Below are 23,475 nucleotides of genomic sequence, written 5' to 3' on the forward strand. Positions count from 1 at the left end.
CTTAGACCTTGAACGGATGACGCAGCAGGATCGTTTCGTCGCGATCCGGGCCGGTCGAAACCATGTCGATCGGCACACCGGCGACTTCCTGCACGCGCGTGAGATACGCCTGCGCGCTCCTGGGCAGCGCGTCGAACTGCGTGATGCCGATGGTGCTTTCGTTCCAGCCTTCAAACGTCTCGTAGACCGGCTCGCACGCGGCCACTTGCGAGGCGCCGCGCGGGAGAATGTCCACGTCCTGGCCAGCCACCTTGTAGCCGACGCAGAGCTTCACTTCGTCGAGACCGTCGAGCACGTCGAGCTTCGTGATGCACAGACCCGTCACGCCGTTGATCTGGATCGAGCGGCGCAGCGCGGCGGCGTCGAGCCAACCGGTGCGGCGCGGACGGCCGGTGACCGAACCGAATTCCTTGCCGACCTTCGCGAGCGTGAGGCCCACTTCTTCCTGGCGATCGGCGTTGTCGGCGTCGTACAGTTCGCTCGGGAACGGGCCCGAACCGACGCGCGTACAGTACGCCTTGGTGATGCCGAGCACGTAGTTGAGCTTTTGCGGACCCACGCCCGCGCCTGCCGATGCCGCACCCGCGACGCAGTTACTCGACGTGACGAACGGATAGGTGCCGTGGTCGATGTCGAGCAGCGTGCCTTGCGCGCCTTCGAACAGGAGGTTGCCGCCTTCGTGGTTCACGTCATACAGACGACGCGAAACGTCCGTTACCATCGGCTTCAGACGATCGGCGTACGAGAGCATCGTGTCGAGCGTTTGCTGATAGTCGACCGCCGGCGCACCCAGGTACTGCGTGAGCACGAAGTTGTGGTAGTCGAGGTTCTCGCGCAGGCGCTCCGCGAAGGCTTCCGGCTCGAACAGGTCCTGCACGCGCAGACCGCGGCGTGCCACCTTGTCTTCGTATGCCGGACCGATGCCGCGACCCGTCGTACCGATCTTCGCGGCGCCGCGCCTGGCTTCGCGCGCCTGGTCGATAGCGATGTGGTAAGGCAGGATGAGCGTCGTGGCTTCGGAGATGAACAGGCGCTTCTGGACGTCGATGCCCGCTTCTTCGAGCTCGCCGATTTCCTTGAAGAGCGCTTCGGGCGAAAGCACCACGCCGTTGCCGATGTAGCAGGCGACGCCGGCGCGCATGATGCCCGACGGGATCAGCCGGAGAATGGTCTTCTTGCCGCCGATGATGAGCGTATGGCCGGCGTTGTGACCGCCCTGGAAACGCACCACGCCTTGCGCGTGGTCCGTCAGCCAGTCGACGATCTTGCCCTTGCCCTCATCGCCCCATTGGGTGCCCACGACGACGACATTGCGCCCCGGGGTTACGTTCACTGCGCTGGCAGACATGGTGTTTCGTTAGCTGGTTAAAAACGTATTCTACCTGGGTTCAGCGGCAAGGCCGCCTTTTTTTCCCCAGATTCGCGGAATTTCCTTTTGCACTCAACGGCATGCGCGATGCGAAGCGTGCTTTGGCGCGCTTGCGCGGCGACGCGAATCGCCGCCCGGATGCGGTATCAGGCGTGCTCTTCGACGACCCAGACGCCGTCGCGCTCGACCAGCACGCGGTCGCAGGCGAACTCGTCCATGTCGTGCTCGTGGCCCGGCAGCGCCTGGATCACGACCTCGCCGGCATCGCGCAGCGCGACGACCGCGGTGCGCAGCGCCTCGTCATGGCGCCACGGCGCGAGGATCGCGCTGCTGCGCGCTTCGACCGGTGAAATACGCGCCACTTCGCGCAAATCGAGCGAGAAGCCCGTTGCCGCGCGGGCGCGCCCGTAGGCCTCGCCTACCTTGTCGTAACGGCCACCGCGGGCCACGGCATTCGGAACGCCGTCCACGTAGGCCGAGAACATCACGCCGCTGTGGTACGCGTAGCCGCCGAGATCCGCGAGGTCGATCATCAACTCCGCACCCTCGATCTCGCGCACGAGGAACGCGAGGTCGTCGAGCGCACGAGCAATGCCCGGCAGCGCTGGCAGACGCGTGCGCGCCTCGTCGATCACGCTCGCGTCGCCGTAGAGCGAAGGCAGCGCGCGCAAGGCGTCGCGCGTGGCGGCTTCGAGGTCCTGCGTGAGTTCCGCGAGACGCGGCACGTCCTTGCCAGCGAGCGCTTCATACAAAGCATCGCCAAGCGCCGCCGCAGCGGGATCCGCTTCGAAGATCGCCGCGAGCACACCTGCGTGCGAAAGGTCGAGGCGCACCTTGGACAGGCCCGCGAGACGCAGCGCGTCGAGCATCAACTGCTGGATTTCGAGGTCCGCTTCGAGGCCCGCGTGACCGTAGATTTCCGCGCCGGTCTGGATCTGTTCGCGCGTGGCGTGCAGACCGCGCGGCAGCGTGTGCAGCACGTTGCCCGCGTAGCACAGGCGCGTCACACCCTCGCGATTCAGGAGGTGCGCGTCGATGCGCGCGACCTGCGGCGTCATGTCGGCGCGCAGGCCGAGCGTGCGGCCGGAGAGCTGATCGACGAGCTTGAACGTGCGCAGATTCAGGTCGCGCCCGCTGCCCACGAGCAGCGACTCGAGATACTCGAGCAACGGCGGCATGACCATTTCGTAGCCATAGGCGCGGAAACGGTCCAGCAGGCGGCGGCGCAGCTCTTCGATCTTGCGCGCTTCGGACGGCAGCACGTCCGCAATATTCTCGGGGAGTAACCAGGTCGACATCGGTTGAGTCCTGCCACAATGAGGGCCGCGCGCGGCCAAACGCCACGCGGCCCGATAATTCGGAATCCGTCAAAAACGCCAATCGCACACCGCGTCTGAGGGCGACTGCGGCACGAGGCCGTCAGGTCGCCAGCATCAGCAGGACGAGGCCGAGCCCCATCACGATGAGCCCGCCGATCCTGATGTGATGCGGCGGCCGTTCCGCGATTTTACGGAATGTGTCGCGCCACGCCGTCGGAAAGACGAACGGGAACATGCCCTCGATAATCAGCATCAGCGCGATCGCGAGCAAGAGGGAGCCAGCTATGTCCATGCGAAGAAATACGCCGCGCAGTGCGCGGCGCGTGTGTCTCGTTTTGTCTAGTGTTTGCGCGGGGCGGCGGAAGCGGGAGCGTTATCTGCACTATTCGCACCGCCGTTCGGACCACGCATGAAGCGGAAGAAGTCGCTCGACGAATCGACCACGATGACGTCGCCGGGCCGGAAGCTCTCGCGGTACGCGAGCATGCTCTGATAGAACCGGTAGAAGTCCGGGTCGCGCCCGAACGCCTCGGCGGCAATCGCGGCGGCCCGGCCGTCGCCCTCGCCCTTGATCGCTTGCGCCTGGGCATAGGCATCGGCCAGCACGCCCTGCTGCTTGCGCCCCGCGTCGTCCTTGATCTGCTGCGCTTCGGCCGCGCCCTTCTCGCGAATCTCGGCAGCGGCCTGCTCGCGCGCGGCGCTCATGCGCTTGAAGACCGTCTGCGCCAGTTCCGGCGGGTAATCGACGCGCGTGAGCTCGATGGCGATCACGTCGATGCCGAGCGGCGCCGCGGTTTGCCTCAGCGCGTCGCGCGCGCCATTGGCGATGGCTTCCTGCTGCGCGAGCGCCTCGGTGAGCGTGACCTTCGCGATCGCGTCGCCGAGCGCGTCGCGCGACAGCGAGGCGAGACGATCGGAAAGCGTCTGCGCATCGCCCTTGGTCGCCGCGAAGAGCTTGAGCGGATCGGAAATGCGATAACGCACCACCGGGTTCACGAGCAACTCGGTCTTGTCCGAGGTCGTGTAGCGGTCGGCGTCGGGCGCATCGAACGCCTGAATGCGCGTGTCGATGAACGTGACGGTCTGGAACGGCGGCGGCAGCTTCACATGCAGCCCGGGACCGGCGAGCGTGGCATTGGCCCCGCCCGACGAAGAAATGATGGCGACGTGGCGCGGATCGACCATGAAGACGGCTGACGACGCAACCAGCACGACAACCACGACGGCAACGACGAGCGCAATGATCTTGTTCATATCGGCGCGCCCCTTATTGCACGTCGCTTTCGCGGCCGCGCGAGCGGAACGCATCGCGCGAACGGAAGGCGTCGCTCGCGGCGGCTGCCGCGTCGCTGGCCGTGGTTGCGGGAGCCGCGCCTTGCGGCTGCGAGCCTTGCTGCTGTGCGCCCGGTTGGGTGCCTGGCTGCGCGCCTTGCTGCGACTCGCTGCCGGCTGCCGGCGCGGAAGCCGCATTGGCGTCCGAAGCCGCGCCTGCCGTTGCCGCACCAGCGCCTGAGGCCGAGGCCGCAGCCGCGCCCGTTGCACCCGCCGCGACGGCGGCGCGTTGACGCGTCGTGTCGACGAGTTTGTCGAGCGGCAGATAAATCACGTTGTTGCCCGACTTGCTGTCGACGAACACCTTCGTCGCATTCGAATAGATGTGTTGCATCGTCTCGAGATACATGCGCTCGCGTATCACAGCCGGCGCCTTCGCATATTGTTCGTAGACCTGTGTGAAGCGCTGCGCGTCGCCCTGTGCCTGCGAAACCACGCGTTCGCTGTACGCCTTGGCCTCATCAACGAGACGCGCCGCCTCGGTCTGCGCGCGCGGCAGCAGCTGGTCGGCATAGGCCTGCGCGTCGCGCTTCGCGCGGTCGCGGTCCTGGCGCGCCTTGGCTTCGTCGTCGAGCGCAGCCTGCACCTGATCGGGCGCCGAGACGCTCTGGATCGCGACGCCGGTCACACCGAGGCCCGTCTTGTACTCGTCGAGCGAGTGCTGGATCGTGTCCGCAAGCTGGGCGCGAATCGGCTCGCGCTCCGCGTACAGCATGTCGTTCGTGCTGCGCGCGCCCACCACGGTGCGCACCGCCGCCTGGGCGGCCTGCGTCACGGTGAGGTCGGGATCGACGCTGCGGAACAGATAGTCGGTCGGCTGCTTGACCTGGTACTGCACGGTCAAGCGCACGTTGAGAATGTCGCCGTCATGCGTGATGACCGCGGCGTCCTTTACGTTTGCCGGACGCACGAGGTTGCTGCGGCCGATCTCGACGGTGCGGATCTGACCGATATTGACGATTTCGTGAGTCTGGAACGGATACGGCATGCGCCAGTGCACGCCCTGGCCGACCGTGTGGCGATACTGGCCGAACTGCAGCACGACGCCAGACTGGCCTTCCTGAACGACGAACACGCCGCTGCCCACGTAGATCGCGATCAGCACGCCGAGCACGATGCCCACGCCGATGCGCGCGCCATGGCCATTGTCCGGGCGCGGTCCGAAGCCGCCCGGGCCCTTGCCCTTGCGGCCGAAGAAAGCGGACACGCGGCGGTTGAAGTCGCGCCACATTTCGTCGAGGTCCGGCGGACCGTCGCCCTTGTCGCCGTTGCCACCCTTGTTGCCGTTATTGCCCGGCGGGCGGCGCCCGTCGTCAGAACGCTGGCCATTGCCGTCGCCTCGACCCCAACGCGGGTCGTTCAGCGAGAAAATGGCGCGCGCGCGCTGCCAGCCAGTCCGCTTGTTGTAATCGTTCACCTGTGTTCGTTCACCAGAGTAGACAGCGGGTCAATTGCGTGCGGATTCCATCGGAGCCGCTGGGCCGGCCTTGCGTGCAAGACAATGCCGGGTGCGCCTCAGCGCTCGTGTTCCCAGCGAGGTTCTTCCCGCACCGCGCTCCAGTCTGCGGCCAGGGACTGCGGCGCATCGGCAAGCGGCTCGGCAGTCGCGATTTCGGCGATGACGGAGCGCAGCGCATCCAGTCCGACACCTGTGCGGGCGCTCAAAAAGACGCGCGAAATATTACCATATTCATCACGCTCGACCGTTCCGCCACGGGCCGCCAGTTCCGGCACGGCGTCGATCTTGTTGAAGACCAGTACCTGGCGGATCGTGTCCGCGCCGATATCGTGCAGCACCCCGTTCACCTGATCGATCTGATCGAGGCGCACGGCGCTCGACGCGTCCACCACGTGCAGCAGCAGGTCGGCCTGCACCGTTTCCTGCAGCGTCGCGCGAAACGCGGCGACGAGCTGGTGAGGCAGCTCGCGGATGAACCCGACCGTATCGGACAGCACGATCTGCCCCACTTCGTCGCCGAGCCAGACGCGCCGCGAGGTCGTGTCGAGCGTCGCGAACAGCTGGTCGGCGGCGTAGGCCTGCGCCTTCGTGAGCGCATTGAAGAGCGTGGACTTGCCCGCGTTCGTATAGCCCACGAGAGACACCGACATCGTGCGGTTGCGCTCGCGCTGACGCCGCTGCGTGCCGTGCTGGCGACGCAGCTTCGCAAGCTTGCCCTGCAGCATCTTGATGCGCTCGCCGATAAGCCGGCGGTCGGTTTCGAGCTGCGTTTCACCCGGGCCGCGCAGGCCGATACCACCCTTCTGGCGCTCGAGGTGAGTCCAGGCGCGCACGAGGCGCGTGGCGAGGTATTGCAGCTGCGCGAGTTCGACCTGCAGCTTGCCTTCGTGGCTGCGGGCGCGCTGGGCGAAGATGTCGAGGATGAGGCTCGTGCGGTCGACCACGCGGCGATTGAGCGCGCGCTCCAGATTACGTTGCTGGGCGGGCGACAGCGCGTGATTGAAGATGACGATTTCGATGTCGTTCGCCTCACAGGCGAGGCGCAGTTCCTCGGCCTTGCCGCTGCCGATGAACATGGCAGCGTCGGGGCTGGAGCGTCGCCCGGTGAGCGTGACAGCGGGAGTGGCGCCCGCGCTTTTGGCGAGCAGGCTGAGTTCTTCGAGACTGGCTTCGAACTCGGTCTTGCCGAAGTCGATGCCGACGAGTGCGGCGTTGATCAAATTAGAGGATGTCAAAATGAAAGCGGCCGGACCAGAGCAGCCTGCGAGGCGCCCCGGGCCGGCCGCGTCATGGGTCAGGACGCTTCCGTATCCGGGTGGAAGTTCACCGGACGGGCCGGAACCACCGTGGAGATGGCGTGCTTGTAAACCATTTGCGTAACCGTATTACGGAGCAACACGACGTACTGGTCGAACGATTCGATGTTCCCTTGAAGCTTGATGCCGTTGACCAGATAGATCGAAACAGGCACGTGCTCCTTGCGCAGCGCGTTCAGAAACGGGTCTTGTAACAATTGCCCTTTGTTGCTCATAGCAAACTCCGTATTTTTTTGCAGGTTTAACTTATATTGGGGTGAAGAAAAAGAAATCCACCACCAATCGCTACACTATAGCCGATTCTCGTTCCCCCGCGCGGTTCCTGGCGGTTCGGCCAGGAGGCCTTTGCGGGGTAGCGAACGCTATTCAGCAACAGCCTGGTTATTTTTCCGTATAGGGATTCGTCGAGGAGCGAAACTCTATGCGCAATGGAGTGCCGGTGAGCGAGAAAGTTTCCCGGAAACGATTTTCCAGATAGCGCTTGTAGGTCTCTGTCACGGCGTCGAGTGCATTGCCGTGAATGACGATGATCGGCGGGTTCTGTCCCCCCTGGTGCGCGTAGCGCAGCTTCGGACGCACCGGGCCGCGGCGGCGCGGCTGCTGGAACTCCACGGCTTCGATGAGCGCGCGCGTGAGCTTCGGCGTGGGCAGTTTCGCCATGGCGGCGGCATAGGCGTCGTCCACCGAGCGCATCAGCGGGCCGATGCCGAACTTCTCGGTCGCTGAGATGAAGCGCATTTCCGCGAAGTCGAGGAACTTCAGCTTGCGCTGCAGGTGGTGCTTGGTGCGCTCGCGCGCGTGGTCGTCCATGCCGTCCCACTTGTTCACGCCCACCACGAGCGCGCGGCCCTGTTCCACCACGAAGCCCGCGATATGCGCGTCCTGGTCCGAGATTTCCTGCTGCGCATCGAGCAGCAGAATCACCACGTTGGCGTCGGCGATCGACTGCAGCGTCTTCACCACCGAGAACTTCTCGATCGCTTCGAACACCTTGCCGCGGCGGCGCAGACCCGCCGTGTCGATCAGCGTGTACTTCTTGCCGTTGCGCTCGAAATCCACGTAGATCGAATCGCGCGTGGTGCCCGGCATGTCGAACGCGATCACGCGGTCTTCGCCGATCAGCGTGTTCACGAGCGTCGACTTGCCCACGTTCGGGCGGCCGACGATCGCGATCTTGATGCCGTGCTTCGCGGCGTCTTCTTCGCTTTCCTCGGGCTGGTCGGCGTACGCTTTTTCAAGCGCCTCGTTGATCATTTCCGTCACGCCGTCGCCGTGCGCCGCGGAAATGGCGCGCGGGTCGCCGAGACCGAGTTCGTAGAAGTCGGCGGCCACCGCGCTGTACTTCATGCCTTCGGCCTTGTTGACGACGAGGAAGATCGGCCGGCCCGTCTTGCGCAGGTAGTCGGCGATGTGCTTGTCCTGCGGCGCGAGGCCATTGCGCCCGTCGCAGATGAACACGACGATATCGGCCTCTTCCACGGCCTGGCGCGTCTGACGCGCCATCTCGTGCAGGATGCCGTCCTTGGCGACCGGCTCGAAGCCGCCGGTGTCGACCACGAGATACGGGCGATCGCCCGTGCGCCCTTCACCGTAGTGACGGTCGCGCGTGAGGCCAGGCAAGTCGGCCACCAGCGCATCGCGCGAACGCGTGAGCCGGTTGAACAGCGTGGATTTCCCCACATTGGGGCGCCCGACGAGGGCGATTACGGGTTTCATCTGATCTTTTCTACAGTAAGGCGCAGCGCCGGAGAGTCCGGCGCGCTGCGCGGCAAGCCCCGCGCGTGCGGGGCTGCATCAATTGCAAATTATCACGAAATTCACGAGCGGGGCCGCGGCCCCGAGCCGAAAGCGCGGCGCGACCGGGGCTGGACGCCGCGCAACCGCCGTGTGGCGGTAACGGTGAACGGCGGGGTCGTGCACGCCGCCATCCCAAAATGCGCATGGCCGGCTTGAGCCGGCCAGCGGTCGAGGCATCGGAACCTGCTGGCTCCAGCGCCTCATGCACCTGCCAAATCATCTGAGCGCCGCTCGTGAGGCGCCGAGACGACGTTTAATGCGGACGCAGACCGTACAGGTCGCCGTCCTTCGTCTGCACGACGAGGGTGTTGCCAGCGAGCACCGGCGCGGCCGAGATCGGGCTGCCGTCGGTCTTCACGCGCGAGACGAAGCTGCCGTCGTCGAGCGAAAGGAAATGCACGTAGCCCTCAAAGTCGCCGAGCACGACCGCGTGGCCCAGCATAGCGGGCACACTCACGTCGCGGCTCTTGAGCTTCTCGTTCGTCCAGGTCGGCTCGCCCGTCGAAACGCTGAAGGCCTTCACGACTGACCAGTCGTCGCCGCCCACCACAGTGGTTTCATCCTGAGCGATGCCGCTCGTGCTCGAGAACGCCTTTTGCCACATCGGACGACCGGAATTGGCGTCGAAGCAGCCAAGCTGACCCTGGAACGTGACCGCACAGGTCGTCGCGCCGACCAGCGTGGGCGGACCGCTCACGTCGTTGATGCGCTCGACTTCCGTCACGCCCTTCGGGTACGAAACCGGCGTTTCCCAGAAGGCGTCGCCGCTCTGCAGGTTGATCGCCGCGAACGAGCCGCCCGGGAAACCGGCCAGCACGGCCTGCTCGCCCGCGAACGTCATGCCCGCCGAAACGCGCAGGTTCAGCGGCACGGCGCGGTTGCGGTAGATCCACTTCTGCTCGCCCGTCTGGCCGTTGAAGGCGACGATCTGGCCGTCGATCGTGCGCACGATCACGAGGCCGTTGCCGACGAGCGGCGGCGAGATGATCTCGCCCGGCGCCTTGGCCTGCCACGAGAGCTTGCCGTTCGAGTCGAGCACGTAGACGTCGCCCTTCAGGCCGCCGACGGCCGTGAGATTACCGTCGCTGCCCACGCCCGCCGAGAGATCGTCCTTGAGCTTGGTGCGCCAGACGTCCTTGCCCGATGCGGCATCGATCTTCGCGACCGAGCCGTTCTCGCCCGCCGCGTAGACGGCGTCGCCCACGGCGACCGGCGCGAACAGATAGCGGCCCGCCTTGCCGACACTCGACTTCCACACCTGCTGGACGTCCAGCGCCGGCTTGAATTCGGTCAGCGGCACCGGCACGCGGCGCACGTCTTTCGTCGATGAGCAGGCTGCGAGAGCCAGGACGGTCATCGCGAGAGCGACGGGCACAACGGTTCGTTTCAGCAGATTCATCGGTGAACGACGCATGAATGAAGTTGGTTTGAATGGTTTCGCAATGCTGCGCGCACGCTCGGCACGCTGCGCAATCTAGCCGGCCACTTAGCCGCCGAGCGCATCCAGCTTGAACTGGATCAGTTGACGCTCGGAAGCGTCGCTCTTCGGCAGGCTGTCGAGGGCCAGCTTGTACGCCGCGCGCGCGTCGTCGCGCTTGCCGGCCGCGGCCAGCAGATCGCCACGACCATCAGCCACGATGCCCTTGAACGGACCCGAATCGGGTTGCGGAATCAGCGCGAGGCCCTGATCGTAGGCCTTTTCGTCGAGCAGTAGCGAAGCGAGACGCAGCTTCGCGATCTGGCGGAATTCGTCGTCCTTCGCGTGGTCGGCGGCCCATTGCAACTGCGCCTTCGCGCCGGCCGTGTCGCCCGCCATATAGAGTGCCTTGGCCACGCCGAGCGCCGTCATCTGCGCGTACGCCGTGCCGCCGAAGCGATCTTCCATGTCGGACGCCACGCGCGTGAGCATGGCCTTGTCGCTGCTGTTCGCGGCTTGCTGCACCTGGTCGTACAGCACGGCGGCTTCCGCCGCCTGGCGGCGCTGCCAGAAGTTCCAGCCGTTCCACGCTGCGAGCGCGAGCAGAACGATCAGCACGACCCACGTAGCGGCGTTACCCCACTGCCCCCACCATGCCTTGAAGCTCTCGATCGATTCCTGTTCGTCGTGGTAACTCATCGCGTAGCGATTCCTCGTTTATTCTGAAGCCTGTTTTCGAATGCGCAGCGACCTGGGCGGCCCCACCTGGGCGGCCCCACCTAGGCGGCCCCACCTAGGCGGCCCCATCAATCGTCGCCGTCTTCGGCGGATGCAACCATCGCATTGATCAGATATTCGGTCAAGTCCTCAAGCGCTACCGTTTGTTGCTCGCTGCGGGCCTCCGCGGCCGTGCCGCGCAGTGCCTTCACACCGGCCTCGCCCCTCGCGACTTCGTCCTCGCCGAGTACCACGGCAAAGGCCGCGCCGCTGGCATCCGCGCGCTTCATCTGCGACTTGAAGCTCGCGCTCTGGCCGTCGGCGCTGCAATGCAAGATTACGTCGAGGCCCGTATCGCGCAGACGCTCCGCCACGATGAATGCCTTCTCACGCGCGGCTTCGCCCTGGTGGACAACGTAGACATCGCAACCATCTTCTTCCGGCACAAGGTCTTCTTCCTTGAGCAGTTCGAGAATGCGCTCGATGCCCATGGCCCAGCCGCACGCTGCCGTCGGCTTGCCGCCCAGCTGCTCGATCAGCGGGTCGTAACGGCCACCAGCCGCGACGGTGCCCTGCGCGCCGAGCTTGTCGGTCACCCATTCGAACACGGTCAGATTGTAGTAATCGAGACCGCGCACGAGACGCGGGTTGATCTTGAACGGAATGTTGTTCGACTTGAGAATGCGCTGCAGCCCGTCGAAGTGCGCGCGCGAGCCCTCGCCGAGGAAGTCGATCAGCTTCGGCGCCTTGTCCGCGATCTCCTGCAGCGCGGGATTCTTCGTGTCGAGCACGCGCAGCGGGTTCGTGTAGAGGCGGCGCTTGCCGTCTTCGTCGAGCAGATCGACGTGCTGTTCCAGATACTTGATGAGTTCGACGCGATGCGCTGCACGCTCTTCGGCCACGCCGAGCGAGTTGATCTCGAGCTTGATGCCGGTGAGGCCGAGATCGTCCCAGAGCCGTTGGCACATCAGGATGATTTCAGCGTCCGCATCCGGGCCCGCGAAACCGAGCGCCTCGACGCCCACCTGATGGAACTGGCGATAGCGGCCGCGCTGCGGACGCTCGTGACGGAACATCGGGCCGATGTACCACAGGCGCTTCGGACCGTCGTAGAGCATGTTGTGCTCGATCGACGCGCGCACCGCAGCCGCCGTGCCTTCCGGGCGCAGCGTGAGGTTCTCGCCGTTGAGCGCGTCGGTGAAGCTGTACATCTCCTTCTCGACGATGTCGGTCACTTCGCCGATGCCGCGCGTGAACAGTTGCGTATGCTCGACGATCGGCGTGCGGATATTTTGATAGCCGTACGAACGAAGCAGCGACTTCACCGTGGTTTCGAAGAACTCCCACAGCCCTGCCTCCTGCGGCAGGATGTCGTTCATGCCCTTCACGCCCGAGAGCTTTTCGGGCTTGCGTTTTTGTTCAGTCATTGCGTTGCGAATTGGCTTTATGCGGTTGTGCGTATCGAGCTGGAAGCGAACTACAAACGGATCGACCCGCGTGCTCAGTTTGTCGCTTCGGCCTTGCCGTAATTGCGCGCGACGTAGTCGCTCACGATCTGCTGGAATTCTTCGGCGATGCGCTCGCCGCGCAGCGTCTTCACCTTCTCGCCGTCGATGAAGACCGGCGCCGCAGGGTTCTCGCCCGAGCCCGGCAGGCTGATGCCGATGTTCGCGTGCTTCGACTCGCCCGGGCCGTTCACGATGCAGCCCATCACGGCGACGTTCATCGTCTCGACGCCCGGATATTCGTCGCGCCACAGCGGCATCTGCGCGCGCAGATAGCTCTGGATCTGCGAAGCCAGCTCCTGGAACAGCGTGCTGGTCGTGCGGCCGCAGCCGGGACACGCGATGACCATCGGCGTGAACGAGCGCAGGCCCATGGTCTGCAGGATTTCCTGGCCGACCACGACTTCGCCCGTGCGCGCGCCGCCCGGTTCCGGCGTGAGCGAGATGCGGATGGTGTCGCCGATGCCCTGCTGGAGCAGCACGGACAGCGCCGCTGTCGAAGCGACGATGCCCTTCGAGCCCATGCCCGCTTCCGTGAGGCCCAGGTGCAGCGCGAAATCGCAACGCTTCGCGAGTTCCTGGTAGACGGCGATCAGGTCCTGCACGCCGCTCACCTTGCACGACAGGATGATCTTGTCGCGGCCCAGGCCGAGTTCGACCGCGCGTTCCGCCGAGCCGATGGCCGACTGAATGAGCGCTTCGTACATCACGCTTTGCGCTTCCCACGGCGCCTTGCGCGCGCCGTTCTCGTCCATCATGCGCGCGAGCAGGTCCTGGTCGAGGCTGCCCCAGTTCACGCCGATACGCACCGGCTTGTCGTACTTGATGGCCGCTTCGATCATCTGCGCGTATTGCGTGTCGCGCTTCGCGCCCTGGCCCACGTTGCCCGGGTTGATACGGTACTTCGACAGCGATTCGGCGCAGGCAGGATAGTCGCGCAGCAGCAAATGGCCGTTGTAGTGGAAGTCGCCGACGAGCGGCACCATCACGCCCATGCGGTCGAGCTGCTCGCGGATATGCGGCACGGCCGCCGCCGCTTCCGGCGTGTTGACCGTGATACGCACGAGCTCCGAACCCGCCTGCGCGAGTTCCTTGATCTGGATCGCGGTGCCGATGGGGTCCGCGGTGTCGGTGTTGGTCATCGACTGCACGCGCACCGGCGCGTCGCCGCCGATCGTCACCAGCTGGCCGCCCCAGCGCACATGCACGGCATGCGACTTGCGGCGCGGCGCGTGGCCGCCGAGGACCGGCTCGTTCGAGCAGATCTGACTGTTGCTGGTCGAGGATTGCGTTTCGCTTTGCATCGAAAAACCCATTTACGCCTCACGCGCACTATCGCTGGCTAGCCGGCGGCGGTACTGCGTGAATTGAAAAAGCGTCGCGGCCGGCAATGAGACTTGCCCGGCCGCGACGCATGCCATGTCCTGATCAGGGCAGCACGAAGCGCGCAACATTGCCACGCGCCGACGCGTACTTCGACGTGTCGACCGGCTGGCCGTCGATGGTCATCGACTCGATGCCGGCCTTGTTGCCCACGGTGACCTTGAGCGGCTCGGTGCCCGTGATCTCACGCGCGTCGCTGCCGTGGATCAGGCCCGAGAATACTTCCTTGCCATCCTTCTGACGCACGCTGACCCAGGTGTCCTGCGTCACGCGGATCGCGAACGTCGAGGTGTCAGCGCCGTTGTCGGCTGCCGCAGTCTGCGCTGCCGCTGCGGCCGGCGCGCTCGCCGCCTGGGCGCGCGCAGCGCTTGCCGCGTTGGCAACGGCCACCGCCGGCGCTGCACTTGCAGCGGCGGGCTTCGCGGCCTGGGGCGCCGGCTGCGTCGCTTGAGGCGCCGGTTGCGTAGCTTGCGGCGCTGCTTGCGGTGCGCTCGCTGCAGCGCCTTGATCGGGCGCCGCGTTGGCGTTGTCGCCCGCGTCGTTTGCGTCACCAGCCTGCGGCGCAGCGGACTGGTCCGCACCCTGGGCGGCCGATGCATCTGCGCTGCCGGTCGCCACGCCCTGCGTCACCGTGGGCGACGACGCGCCCGTCTGCACGCTCGCGCCGTTCGCCATTGCCTTCAGGCGCGCAAACCAGGCCGACGATTCGCCACTGTTCGTGTGCCACATGGAAATCGCGAGCACCGCGAGCACGATGATCGCCACGCCCCACAGCCACGAGGCGCGGCGACGCGGAGCCCGCGCGCCACTGCCGCCGAGTGAAAGCGAAACGCGGCCGCGCGGCAGATCGGAGCCCGCCGAAGCCGGCATCGACAGATCCGGCTGCGCCATGCCGCGCTCGCGGCGCAGCGCCTGTGTGAACGGCGCGGAATCGGCACCGAGCAGCTTCGCGTAGGCGCGCACCACGCCGAGCGCGAACGTCGTGTCCGGCAGATGGCTGATATCGCCCGCTTCGAGTTCGCGCAGCTTCGACACCGACACCTTCAGGCGCGCCGAGACGTCTTCGATCGCCCAACCCTTGGCCTCGCGCAGCTGCGCAAGACGCGCGCCGGCCGCGGCCAGCGTGTCGGGCACTGCCTGCACCGGCGAAGGTGTGGCGCCCGGCACCGAACGACCTGCGCTGCTGTCAGTTCCGTCTGTCCCGAAAGGGTGCTGCGGCTCGCTCATCCCAAGTCCTTGCGTCGATTCTTTTCAATACTGGAACCGGTTGGGCGCGTCCCGCCCCGCCTCTACCCGATTCGCAGACCGTTTATAACAAAATGCGCGGCCAGTGTGCCGCTTCCGATCGCTTCTGCAACGTTTCTTTTACTACCGCCTACGGCCGCGCGTTTTCCCCGCACGCCGCCGTCGGCCCTCCTGATGCCGGTTCAGTGCTGAACCGGTCGTACTTCGATGACCTTGCCCGCAGCGCGGCCCGTGCGCTCAGCAAGCCGCGTGCGGTCCTTCACCTCGCCGGCGAGTTGCCCGCAGGCTGCGTCGATGTCGTCGCCGCGCGTCTTGCGCACGGTTGTGACGACGCCCGCATCCATCAGGATCTGCGCAAAGCGCTTGATCTGGTCCGATTTCGAGCGCAACAGGCCCGACTCGGGGAACGGATTGAACGGGATCAGATTGAATTTGCACGGCACGTCACGCGTCACGGCGAGCAACTGCCGTGCGTGCTCTTGCGTGTCGTTGACGCCGTCGAGCATGCAGTACTCGAACGTGATGAAGTCGCGCGGCGCGACTTCCAGGTAACGCTGGCACGCCGCCATCAACTCGCGCAGCGGGTACTTGCGGTTGAGCGGCACGAGTTCGTCGCGCAGCGCGTCGTTCGGCGCGTGCAAGGAGACGGCGAGCGCCACGGGCAGTTCGGCCCCGAGACGATCCATCATCGGCACGACGCCCGACGTAGAAAGCGTGACGCGACGGCGCGACAGGCCGTAGGCGTTGTCGTCGAGCATCAGGCGCATGGCGGGCACGACCGCGTCGTAGTTCAGAAGCGGCTCGCCCATGCCCATCATCACGACGTTCGTGATGACGCGTTCGCCCTTGCCGTCACCGCCGGTCGCGCGCCCGCCCGCCTCGCCCAGAAGCGAGGCGCGCAGGGCGAATTCCGACATGCGCAGCTGGCCGATGATCTCGGCGGTAGTGAGATTGCGTGAAAAACCTTGCTTGCCGGTGGAGCAAAACCGGCAGTTGACCGCGCATCCCGCCTGCGAGGACACGCACAGCGTGCCGCGATTGTCTTCGGGGATGAACACGGTTTCGACCGCGTTGCCGTTGCCGACGTCCACGAGCCATTTGCGCGTGCCGTCGGAGGAAACGTTGTCGCTGATGATGCCGGGCATGCCGATGATGGCGCGCCCTTTGAGCTTCTCGCGCAGCGATTTGGCGAGATCCGTCATGCCGTCGAAGTCGGCGGCGTTGTACTGATGGATCCAGCGCTGAAGCTGTTTGGCGCGAAACGGCTTCTCGCCCAGGCTCTCGCAATAGGCGACCAGCCCTTGGGCGTCGAGATCGAGAAGGTTGACGGTGGAACTGCTCGTCATGTCGAATCCTGCCATTTCAGTGCGAGAGCGCGCTCACCGCCCGAGCTGCCCGCCTGCCTGCGCACTTGCGCGGCATCGGGAACTGGACGGTGAGCGTCATCGCCGTTCGCGACCCTATGCTACTACTGCAGTCTGCTCGCGCCTTGCTTAGCGCGAGTAGACGTTGACTTGCGGGAAGAAGAACGCGATTTCCACGGCAGCCGTTTCAGCGGCGTCCGAGCCGTGCACGGCGTTCGCGTCGATGCTGTCGGCGAAGTCGGCGCGGATCGTGCCCTTTTCAGCCTTCTTCGGATCGGTCGCGCCCATCAGTTCGCGGTTCTTCAGGATGGCGTTCTCGCCTTCCAGCGCCTGCACCATCACCGGGCCCGAGACCATGAAGTCCACGAGGTCCTTGAAGAACGGACGCGCTGCGTGAACAGCATAGAACTTCTCTGCGTCGGCGCGCGACAGGTGAACCATGCGAGCGGCAATGATCTTCAGACCAGCGTTTTCGAAGCGGCTGTAGATCTGGCCGATCACGTTCTTTGCCACTGCGTCCGGCTTGATAATCGACAGGGTGCGTTCGATCGCCATAAAAGCTCCAAAAAATTAAGAGGTTACAGATTCAAATGAATCCGCAATTGTAGCATGTTCCCATGTATGATTGCGATTGAACCCTCATAGCCCGGCAAACCGGGGCAAATGAGCGCAATCCGGTCACACGCACCGCGCTGCCGTACCTTTCAGAGAGGTTTAAGATTGGCGGCATACGCTGTGCAAACATAACGGAAACTGTGTGGCAACCCGTTGAAACTCTGGGTCGGCACACTTATCTTATGGGGGAGCGGACCGCGTACCTGCGCGCCCTCACCCACGCGTCTCACGCAAGGAGAAAGCATGAACGAGTATCCCTATAACTTCGGCCGCGGCGGCAGCGTCACCTCGGCGGAGACCCGCAACCGCGTACTGCGCAACACCTATTGGCTGCTCGCGCTGTCGATGGTGCCGACGGTGCTCGGCGCGTGGGTGGGCGTCGCGACCGGCTTCTCGCTTTTTGCGGCTACCAGCCCGGCCATGAGCCTGCTCGCGTTCTTCGCGATCGCCTTCGGCTTCATGTTCGCGATCGAGCGCACCAAGGAAAGCTCGGTGGGCGTGTTCGTGCTGCTCGGCTTCACGTTCTTCATGGGCCTGATGCTCTCGCGCCTGCTGTCGTTCATTCTCGGCTTTTCGAACGGCCCGCAGCTCATCATGCTCGCGTTCGGCGGCACCGGCATCATTTTCACCGCCATGGCCACCATCGCCACGGTCAGCAAGCGCGACTTCTCGGGCCTCGGCAAGTGGCTCTTCATGGGCGTGATCGTGATCCTGCTGGCCGGCGTCGCGAACATGTTCCTGGAGTTGCCCGCGCTGATGCTCACGGTTTCGGTGCTTGCCATCGCGATCTTCTCGGCCTACATGCTGTTCGACGTGCAGCGCGTCGTGAACGGCGGGGAGACGAACTACATCTCGGCCACGCTCGCGATCTATCTGGACCTGTATAACGTGTTCACGAACCTGCTCGCCATCCTCGGCATCTTCGGCGGCAACCGTAACTAAAGCGTAACCACACTCTGACGGGCCGGATCGACAGATTCCGGCTTCATCAAGCAAAAAGCCCATGACTTTCGTCGTGGGCTTTTTTCGTCTATTCGCCTGGCTGTCGCGCGGGGCGCGGGATTCAGAGTGCGATCCAGTCGAAACCCTCGGCCTGCGAAGCGACCCCGATTTCCGTCGCGGCATTGCCCAGAACCGCGGCCATCGCCGCTCGCGCAAGCTCCGGTGAGTTGTTCTGCTGGCTCAGGTGCGCAGCGACCAAATGCCGCAGCCTCGCCCGATCGAGTCCGGCGAGGATGCCGCCGGCCGCCTCGTTGTTCAGGTGACCATGCGACCCGCTGATACGCGCCTTGAGCGAAGCCGGATAGCGGCTCGTCGCGAGCATCTCGAGGTCGTGGTTGCATTCGAGCACCAGTGCGTCACAACCGCTCAGCACATTGCTGATATGCGAGGTCCACTCGCCGACGTCGGTCAGCACGCCAAGCCGGCTCGCGCCGTCGCTGAACACGAACTGCAGCGGCTCGCGCGCGTCGTGCGGCACCGTGTAAGGCAACACGCCGAGTTCGCCGATCTCGACCGTCTCGTCGCCCCACAAGACGTTGAGCTCGACGCCTGCGGCGTCGTCGGCACCCACGGCCTGCGCCGTACCCCAGCTCATGTAAAGCGGAATCGACCAGCGGCGCGCCAGCGTGAGCGCGCTGCCGATGTGATCGCTGTGTTCGTGGGTGATGAGAATCGCGGTGAGCGCGTCGGCGGCCAGCCCCGCGCGGGCGAGGCGCCGCTCGACTTCCTTCGCTGAGAATCCGCAGTCGAGCAGCACACGCGTGGGCGTCGTGCCGCTGCCTGCTTCTACGACCAGTGCGTTGCCCTCGCTGCCGCTGCCGAGGCTCGCAAATCGCATATCAGCGCACGTCAGTTCAGCTGCGCGTGGAGCGCGGAGACAATACGCTGGGCGTCCGACGAGGTGTCGACGCGGCCGCTCTGGTCGACCACGGCAACCTGGGTCGAATTGCCCGTCGAGCGCACCGCCACGACGTATTCCGGACCCTGATCCTTCGTGGCCTTCTTCGGGTTGTAAAAAAGCTTGCCGAGCAGGCCATCGCCCTTGAGCTCCTGCATCGAATCGGCGTAGCGCACGTAGTAGAGGCCCTTTTCGCGGTCGCGGTTGTCGACCGTGAAGTTCGTGCGATCGAGCGCGAGGCCCACGCGCAGCCACGCGGTGTCGAACGCTTCGGGCAGGTCGAGCGTCGTGCCTTCAGGACCGGCAGCGACCTTGACGCCGGCCGTCGACGGGCGCGCATCGGTCAGCAGTTGCTTGGACTGCGCGTCGGTCAGGCCGAACTTCTGCATGATCTTGGCGAGGAACGCGGCTTCGAGTGCCGGGTCGCGCGGACGCTCGACCCACTTCGACCCCGTCTTGTCCTGGCCCGTCAGCACTTCTTCCATGGCGTTATGCGTGACGGAAATGTCCGTTTGACCGTCCGGGCCACGCGAAACCAGCACGCGGAAACGGTCGCGCGTGCCCGACGAGTACGCGAAGTCGATCACGCGGCCAATCGTACGGCGGAACCAGTCGTCCGGAATGTTGGCGCGGTTCTCGGCCCAGTCGGTCGTCATGATGCCCGTGGACGGCGAATCGGTCGTCAGCGTGAAGCCATTCTCCGTCCAGAATTCCTGCAGTTGCGGCCAGACGTCGTCAGGCGAGCGGCCGTCCACCACGAGCCAGCGGCGGTCGCCGTCGCGCTCCACGTGCATGCCGAACGGATCCTGCGCATCCGGCACGCCGAGTGTGGCGTTGCCGGCCGGCATGACCGTGCGCTGAGCGGAGCCGCCAAGCGTAATCGTGGGCGGCGGCGCGACGTACTTCTGGTCGTTCGGCGCCGATGACAGATCCTGCGGCACATTCAGCGGCGGCGCGGTCGGCGTGTCCTTGTAGTTGACGCGATCGGACGCGAACATGTCGTTCAGCGACTCGCAGCCTGCGAGCGAGCCGAGTGCAAGCGCCAGCACCGCCATGCGGGTTGCGTGGAGGGAAAAAGCGGAACGTTTCATGTGGGCCTTCGTGATACGGGAACGCTAAGCCTTGCTCTGCGAGACGATGGGTCCAGGGTTGGTCCGAGGTCTATCAGTGATTGGGCGGGTGGGCCGTGGCGGCGTCGGTTGAAAAATCGGCGACTGGCTGATTGGATCAGCCAGCCAGACCGGCTTCGCGCAGCGCGGCGCGCACCACGTCGTAGTAGCGCGCATCGAGCGGCGTGAGCGGCAGTCGGATGCCGCCTTCGATGCGGCCGAGTTCCTGCAGCGCCCACTTCACCGGAATCGGATTCGATTCGATGAACAGGTTCTTGTGCAGCGACAACAGCTTCATATGGATCGCGCGCGCCGTTTTCGCGTCGCCGGCGAGCGCGGCCTTGCACAGGTCGCTCATCTGGCGCGGCGCAACGTTCGCGGTCACCGAAATATTGCCGTGTCCGCCGAGCAGCATCAGCGCGATCGCTGTGGGATCGTCGCCGCTGAAAATCTTGAAGCCGTTCGGCGCATGCTTGATGAGGTGCGCGGCGCGGTCGATGTTACCCGTCGCCTCCTTCACCGCGATGATGCCGGGCACTTCGGCCAGACGCAGGATGGTCTCGTTCGCCATGTCCGCGACCGTACGGCCCGGCACGTTGTAGAGGATGACCGGCAGATCCACGTCCTCCGCGATCTTCGCGAAGTGACGGTACATGCCTTCCTGGGTCGGCTTGTTGTAGTAGGGCACGACCTGGAGCGACGCCTGTGCGCCCACTTCCTTCGCGTGCTTCGTCAGTTCGATGGCCTCGGCGGTGGAATTGCCGCCGGCGCCCGCGATGATCGGCATACGGCCAGCGGCGTGCTCGACCGCCGTCTTGATCATCAGGATGTGTTCTTCGACGTCCAGCGTGGCGGACTCCCCGCTCGTACCGACGACGACAAGGGCATCCGTCCCCTCTTCCACGTGCCAGTCGATCAGTTTGCGGAATGCCGACAGGTCGAGACTGCCGTCCTCGTGCATGGGGGTGACGATCGCGGGAATGCTGCCTTGCAGCGTAATGCCGTCCTGAGTGCCGTTAGCCATGAAACGCCAGAAAAATGAGTCGGTTAAACCGCGATTGTAGCGGATTAGCCGGTCAGATCGTAACGCGTTACGGGAAGGACCTGGTTCTCCGGTACATTACCGGCTCTTTCCAGGGACTCTGAGGTCGTTTTTTCCCGTACCGCGCAGATGCGCTGAATATACGCCTCACGCGGCTGCGAAAGAAATCCGTCCTGATAGGCGATTACCCGCAGCGCGGGCGTACAGACCGCCAGCAACTCGCCAGGCGCGAGCAGGAAAGCAGGGTTCGATGGCTTTCCCACCGTCTCGTTGCCCTGAGCGAAGGTTTCGTAGATCAGGACGCCGCCCGGCGCCAGCGCCTCGATGAGACGAGGCATGAGCGGGCGGTGCAGGTAGTTCGTGACGACCACGGCGGCAAAGCGGGCGTCCGGCGCGAGCGGCCAGGGCGCGCCTTCGAGGTCGCACTCCAGAGTCGCGACACCTGCTACGTCATGCAACGTGGCGAGGGCGGCGGCGTCGCGATCGAGCGCCGTCACCGGGTGCCCCTGGCCAGCCAGCCAGCGCGTGTGCCGGCCCGCGCCGGAGGCCACGTCGAGCACCGTGCCGCCGGGCGCGATGAGGTGCGCCCAGCGTCGCACCCAGCGCGACGGCTCGGCAAGCCCGTGGGCCAGCGAACCGGCGGCAGGCGTCAACGTCATCGGCTCGATCAGCTGTACGAGAGGCCCATGGCCTCACGCACGTCGCGCATCGCCTCGTTGGCGAACTTGCGCGCCTTGTCGCAGCCATCAGCGACGATCGCACGCAGCAGCGACGGGTCGTCCATGTACTTCTGCGCGCGCTCGAGCATGGGCTGCTGCTCGCGCAGGATGCCCTCGATCACCGGCTGCTTGCACTCCAGACAACCGATGCCGGCCGAGCGGCAGCCCTTCTGCACCCAGTCGTGCGTCTGCTCGTCCGTGTAGACCTGGTGCAGTTGCCACACCGGGCACTTGTCGGGATCGCCCGGATCGGTGCGGCGCACGCGCGCGGGGTCGGTCGGCATGGTGCGGACCTTCTTTGTGATCGACTCGGCGTCTTCGCGCAGGCCGATGGTGTTGCCGTACGACTTCGACATCTTCTGGCCGTCGAGGCCCGGCATGCGCGACGCTTCCGTCAGCAGCACCTGCGGCTCCGGCAGGATGATCTTGCGCGAGCCTTCGAGGTAGCCAAAGAGACGCTCGCGATCGCTCATCGAGAGGCTTTGCGACTCAGAAAGCATCGCGCGGGCCTGTTCGAGCGCCTCGTCATTGCCTTCCTGCTGATAAGCGTTGCGCAGCTCGTGGTAGAGCTTCGAGCGCTTTCCACCCAGCTTCTTCGCCGCCTCGTTGGCCTTCTCTTCGAAGCCCGGCTCGCGGCCGTACATGTAGTTGAAGCGCCGGGCCATTTCGCGCGCCATCTCGACGTGCGGCACCTGATCCTCGCCCACCGGCACGAGCGACGCGCGGTACAGCAGGATGTCGGCGGCCATCAGCACCGGGTAGCCGAGGAAGCCGTAGGTACCGAGGTCCTTGTCGCGCAGCTTTTCGATCTGTTCCTTGTAGGTCGGCACGCGCTCGAGCCACGACAGCGGCGTGCTCATGCCGAGCAGCAGCGCGAGTTCGGCGTGCTCGGGTACGCGGCTCTGGATGAAGAGCGTGGCCTGGTTCGGGTCGATGCCCGAAGCGAGCCAGTCGATCAGCACGTCCCAGACGTTCTTCTCGATGACATCCGGCGTTTCGTAGTGCGTGGTGAGCGCATGCCAGTCGACCACGCAGAAGAAGCACGGATACTCGGACTGCAGGCGCACCCAGTTTTTCAGCACGCCGTGATAGTGGCCGAGGTGCAGCGACCCGGTGGGCCGCATGCCGGAGAAGATACGGTCTGGGAACATGATGTTATGAAAAGAGCGACACAAGAGGGGTAAGGATGGCCGTGACCGCGTCGTAACCTAGACTCACGAGCGGGCGCAGCCAGAATCGCGTGAAGATGCCACTCACGAGCAACCCCATCACGATGATGAAACCGTAGGGCTCGAGACGGGCGAGCGCAATGCTCGCGCGCGTGGGCAAGAGCGCCCCGAGCACGCGGCCGCCGTCGAGCGGCGGCAGCGGAAAGAGGTTCAGCACGCCGAGCACGAGATTCACGCCCACGCCGGCGGCCGCCATGCGCGTGAAGAACGGCTCGTCAACGCCGAGCACCGCGAGTCCCACGCCGAACACGCCCCATACGATGGCCTGCACGAAGTTGCACAGCGGGCCGGCCGCCGCGACCCACAGGGTGCCCCAGCGCGGATTGCGCAGATTGCTGAAGGCGATCGGCACCGGCTTCGCGTAACCGAACACGAACGCGCCATTCGTCAGGAAATAGAGCACGAGCGGCATGGCGATCGTGCCGATCGGGTCGATGTGGCGCATCGGGTTGAACGAGACGCGGCCGAGCACATACGCGGTGTTGTCGCCGAGCATGCGCGCGACGTAGCCGTGCGCGGCTTCGTGCAGCGTGATCGCGAAGATCACCGGCAAGGCGTAGACGACGATTGTCTGAATCAGATTGGCTTCCATGGCGGGCTATTGTATCAATGCGTCAATGCGCTCTGGCCACGTTCGC

22 protein-coding genes are annotated in these 23,475 nt (G+C 65.1%); 1 reads left to right on the plus strand and 21 read right to left on the minus strand.

Going from position 1 to position 23,475, the window contains the following annotated elements; translation table 11 throughout:
* Position 1: 1 nt before the first annotated feature.
* The 15 genes from M3I56_RS05050 to ndk all read right to left on the minus strand — a co-directional run bounded on the left by M3I56_RS05050 (position 2) and on the right by ndk (position 16,778).
* Positions 2-1,348, minus strand: coding sequence for an adenylosuccinate synthase (locus M3I56_RS05050; RefSeq protein WP_254352816.1), 1,347 nt, complete (start codon positions 1,346-1,348; stop codon positions 2-4).
* A gap of 167 nt (positions 1,349-1,515) precedes the next feature.
* Positions 1,516-2,667: an ATP phosphoribosyltransferase regulatory subunit gene (locus tag M3I56_RS05055; RefSeq protein WP_254352817.1), complete on the minus strand. Its 1,152-nt coding sequence runs from the start codon at positions 2,665-2,667 to the stop codon at positions 1,516-1,518.
* 121 nt (positions 2,668-2,788) lie between these two features.
* On the minus strand, positions 2,789-2,980 hold the full coding sequence (locus M3I56_RS05060) for a DUF2065 domain-containing protein (RefSeq protein WP_028210024.1): 192 nt from the start codon (positions 2,978-2,980) through the stop codon (positions 2,789-2,791).
* A 47-nt stretch (positions 2,981-3,027) separates the two neighbouring features.
* Entirely contained in the window at positions 3,028-3,942 is a 915-nt protein-coding gene (gene hflC / locus M3I56_RS05065; RefSeq protein WP_254352818.1) for a protease modulator HflC, read from the minus strand.
* 13 nt (positions 3,943-3,955) lie between these two features.
* Positions 3,956-5,437, minus strand: a complete 1,482-nt coding sequence (gene hflK, locus M3I56_RS05070; protein ID WP_254352819.1) for an FtsH protease activity modulator HflK — start codon at positions 5,435-5,437, stop codon at positions 3,956-3,958.
* Positions 5,438-5,535: 98 nt separating this feature from the next.
* Positions 5,536-6,699 carry a GTPase HflX gene (gene hflX / locus M3I56_RS05075; RefSeq protein WP_254352820.1) on the minus strand — a complete coding sequence of 388 codons (1,164 nt, stop codon included), beginning with the start codon at positions 6,697-6,699 and terminating at the stop codon, positions 5,536-5,538.
* A gap of 74 nt (positions 6,700-6,773) precedes the next feature.
* Positions 6,774-7,010 (minus strand): RNA chaperone Hfq, encoded by a 237-nt coding sequence (hfq, locus tag M3I56_RS05080; RefSeq protein WP_027793540.1) that lies wholly within the window; start codon positions 7,008-7,010, stop codon positions 6,774-6,776.
* A gap of 166 nt (positions 7,011-7,176) precedes the next feature.
* Complete coding sequence (der, locus tag M3I56_RS05085; protein WP_254352821.1) at positions 7,177-8,511, minus strand: ribosome biogenesis GTPase Der; 1,335 nt, start codon at positions 8,509-8,511, stop codon at positions 7,177-7,179.
* Positions 8,512-8,845: 334 nt separating this feature from the next.
* The gene (gene bamB, locus M3I56_RS05090; protein ID WP_254352822.1) at positions 8,846-9,991 is read right to left on the minus strand and encodes an outer membrane protein assembly factor BamB; all 1,146 of its coding nucleotides are present in this window, start codon (positions 9,989-9,991) and stop codon (positions 8,846-8,848) included.
* Between the two features lie 87 nt (positions 9,992-10,078).
* On the minus strand, positions 10,079-10,708 hold the full coding sequence (locus M3I56_RS05095; RefSeq protein ID WP_028204134.1) for a tetratricopeptide repeat protein: 630 nt from the start codon (positions 10,706-10,708) through the stop codon (positions 10,079-10,081).
* A 107-nt stretch (positions 10,709-10,815) separates the two neighbouring features.
* On the minus strand, positions 10,816-12,153 hold the full coding sequence (gene hisS, locus M3I56_RS05100) for a histidine--tRNA ligase (RefSeq protein WP_254352823.1): 1,338 nt from the start codon (positions 12,151-12,153) through the stop codon (positions 10,816-10,818).
* 74 nt (positions 12,154-12,227) lie between these two features.
* Positions 12,228-13,535 carry a flavodoxin-dependent (E)-4-hydroxy-3-methylbut-2-enyl-diphosphate synthase gene (gene ispG, locus M3I56_RS05105; RefSeq protein WP_254352951.1) on the minus strand — a complete coding sequence of 436 codons (1,308 nt, stop codon included), beginning with the start codon at positions 13,533-13,535 and terminating at the stop codon, positions 12,228-12,230.
* A gap of 124 nt (positions 13,536-13,659) precedes the next feature.
* The gene (locus tag M3I56_RS05110) at positions 13,660-14,841 is read right to left on the minus strand and encodes a helix-turn-helix domain-containing protein (protein ID WP_254352824.1); all 1,182 of its coding nucleotides are present in this window, start codon (positions 14,839-14,841) and stop codon (positions 13,660-13,662) included.
* 200 nt (positions 14,842-15,041) lie between these two features.
* Complete coding sequence (gene rlmN, locus M3I56_RS05115; protein WP_254352825.1) at positions 15,042-16,205, minus strand: 23S rRNA (adenine(2503)-C(2))-methyltransferase RlmN; 1,164 nt, start codon at positions 16,203-16,205, stop codon at positions 15,042-15,044.
* Between the two features lie 147 nt (positions 16,206-16,352).
* A complete protein-coding gene (gene ndk, locus M3I56_RS05120; RefSeq protein WP_028204139.1) occupies positions 16,353-16,778 on the minus strand; it encodes a nucleoside-diphosphate kinase in 426 nt (141 codons plus the stop codon).
* A gap of 303 nt (positions 16,779-17,081) precedes the next feature.
* On the opposite strand from ndk, the gene M3I56_RS05125 reads away from it, so the two are divergent.
* Complete coding sequence (locus M3I56_RS05125; protein ID WP_254352826.1) at positions 17,082-17,780, plus strand: Bax inhibitor-1/YccA family protein; 699 nt, start codon at positions 17,082-17,084, stop codon at positions 17,778-17,780.
* 121 nt (positions 17,781-17,901) lie between these two features.
* Here the strand turns inward: M3I56_RS05125 and M3I56_RS05130 are convergent, their stop codons facing one another.
* The 6 genes from M3I56_RS05130 to M3I56_RS05155 form a co-directional block, all read right to left on the minus strand.
* Positions 17,902-18,678, minus strand: coding sequence for an MBL fold metallo-hydrolase (locus tag M3I56_RS05130; RefSeq protein ID WP_254352827.1), 777 nt, complete (start codon positions 18,676-18,678; stop codon positions 17,902-17,904).
* 11 nt (positions 18,679-18,689) lie between these two features.
* Positions 18,690-19,829, minus strand: a complete 1,140-nt coding sequence (bamC, locus tag M3I56_RS05135; protein WP_254352828.1) for an outer membrane protein assembly factor BamC — start codon at positions 19,827-19,829, stop codon at positions 18,690-18,692.
* Positions 19,830-19,965: 136 nt separating this feature from the next.
* Positions 19,966-20,871: a 4-hydroxy-tetrahydrodipicolinate synthase gene (dapA, locus tag M3I56_RS05140; RefSeq protein ID WP_254352829.1), complete on the minus strand. Its 906-nt coding sequence runs from the start codon at positions 20,869-20,871 to the stop codon at positions 19,966-19,968.
* A gap of 44 nt (positions 20,872-20,915) precedes the next feature.
* The gene (locus M3I56_RS05145) at positions 20,916-21,548 is read right to left on the minus strand and encodes a bifunctional 2-polyprenyl-6-hydroxyphenol methylase/3-demethylubiquinol 3-O-methyltransferase UbiG (RefSeq protein ID WP_254352830.1); all 633 of its coding nucleotides are present in this window, start codon (positions 21,546-21,548) and stop codon (positions 20,916-20,918) included.
* 8 nt (positions 21,549-21,556) lie between these two features.
* Entirely contained in the window at positions 21,557-22,759 is a 1,203-nt protein-coding gene (locus tag M3I56_RS05150) for a tryptophan--tRNA ligase (protein WP_254352831.1), read from the minus strand.
* Positions 22,760-22,763: 4 nt separating this feature from the next.
* Positions 22,764-23,429 (minus strand): site-2 protease family protein, encoded by a 666-nt coding sequence (locus tag M3I56_RS05155; RefSeq protein ID WP_254352832.1) that lies wholly within the window; start codon positions 23,427-23,429, stop codon positions 22,764-22,766.
* Positions 23,430-23,475 lie beyond the last annotated feature (46 nt).

The sequence above is a fragment of the Paraburkholderia sp. CNPSo 3281 genome, from assembly GCF_024206515.1.
Taxonomy (GTDB): Bacteria; Pseudomonadota; Gammaproteobacteria; order Burkholderiales; family Burkholderiaceae; genus Paraburkholderia; species Paraburkholderia nodosa.

Bases quoted from the DNA above. Each gene is read 5' to 3' on its own strand.
- ispG (WP_254352951.1), bottom strand. From the start codon at position 13,535: ATGCAAAGCGAAACGCAATCCTCGACCAGCAACAGTCAGATCTGCTCG.
- M3I56_RS05155 (WP_254352832.1), bottom strand. From the start codon at position 23,429: ATGGAAGCCAATCTGATTCAGACAATCGTCGTCTACGCCTTGCCGGTG.
- hisS (WP_254352823.1), bottom strand. From the start codon at position 12,153: ATGACTGAACAAAAACGCAAGCCCGAAAAGCTCTCGGGCGTGAAGGGC.
- M3I56_RS05110 (WP_254352824.1), bottom strand. From the start codon at position 14,841: ATGAGCGAGCCGCAGCACCCTTTCGGGACAGACGGAACTGACAGCAGC.
- rlmN (WP_254352825.1), bottom strand. From the start codon at position 16,205: ATGACGAGCAGTTCCACCGTCAACCTTCTCGATCTCGACGCCCAAGGG.
- bamB (WP_254352822.1), bottom strand. From the start codon at position 9,991: ATGAATCTGCTGAAACGAACCGTTGTGCCCGTCGCTCTCGCGATGACC.
- hflC (WP_254352818.1), bottom strand. From the start codon at position 3,942: ATGAACAAGATCATTGCGCTCGTCGTTGCCGTCGTGGTTGTCGTGCTG.
- ndk (WP_028204139.1), bottom strand. From the start codon at position 16,778: ATGGCGATCGAACGCACCCTGTCGATTATCAAGCCGGACGCAGTGGCA.
- dapA (WP_254352829.1), bottom strand. From the start codon at position 20,871: ATGGCTAACGGCACTCAGGACGGCATTACGCTGCAAGGCAGCATTCCC.
- M3I56_RS05150 (WP_254352831.1), bottom strand. From the start codon at position 22,759: ATGTTCCCAGACCGTATCTTCTCCGGCATGCGGCCCACCGGGTCGCTG.
- bamC (WP_254352828.1), bottom strand. From the start codon at position 19,829: ATGAAACGTTCCGCTTTTTCCCTCCACGCAACCCGCATGGCGGTGCTG.
- M3I56_RS05060 (WP_028210024.1), bottom strand. From the start codon at position 2,980: ATGGACATAGCTGGCTCCCTCTTGCTCGCGATCGCGCTGATGCTGATT.
- M3I56_RS05095 (WP_028204134.1), bottom strand. From the start codon at position 10,708: ATGAGTTACCACGACGAACAGGAATCGATCGAGAGCTTCAAGGCATGG.
- M3I56_RS05050 (WP_254352816.1), bottom strand. From the start codon at position 1,348: ATGTCTGCCAGCGCAGTGAACGTAACCCCGGGGCGCAATGTCGTCGTC.
- M3I56_RS05130 (WP_254352827.1), bottom strand. From the start codon at position 18,678: ATGCGATTTGCGAGCCTCGGCAGCGGCAGCGAGGGCAACGCACTGGTC.
- M3I56_RS05055 (WP_254352817.1), bottom strand. From the start codon at position 2,667: ATGTCGACCTGGTTACTCCCCGAGAATATTGCGGACGTGCTGCCGTCC.
- der (WP_254352821.1), bottom strand. From the start codon at position 8,511: ATGAAACCCGTAATCGCCCTCGTCGGGCGCCCCAATGTGGGGAAATCC.
- M3I56_RS05125 (WP_254352826.1), top strand. From the start codon at position 17,082: ATGAACGAGTATCCCTATAACTTCGGCCGCGGCGGCAGCGTCACCTCG.
- hfq (WP_027793540.1), bottom strand. From the start codon at position 7,010: ATGAGCAACAAAGGGCAATTGTTACAAGACCCGTTTCTGAACGCGCTG.
- M3I56_RS05145 (WP_254352830.1), bottom strand. From the start codon at position 21,548: ATGACGTTGACGCCTGCCGCCGGTTCGCTGGCCCACGGGCTTGCCGAG.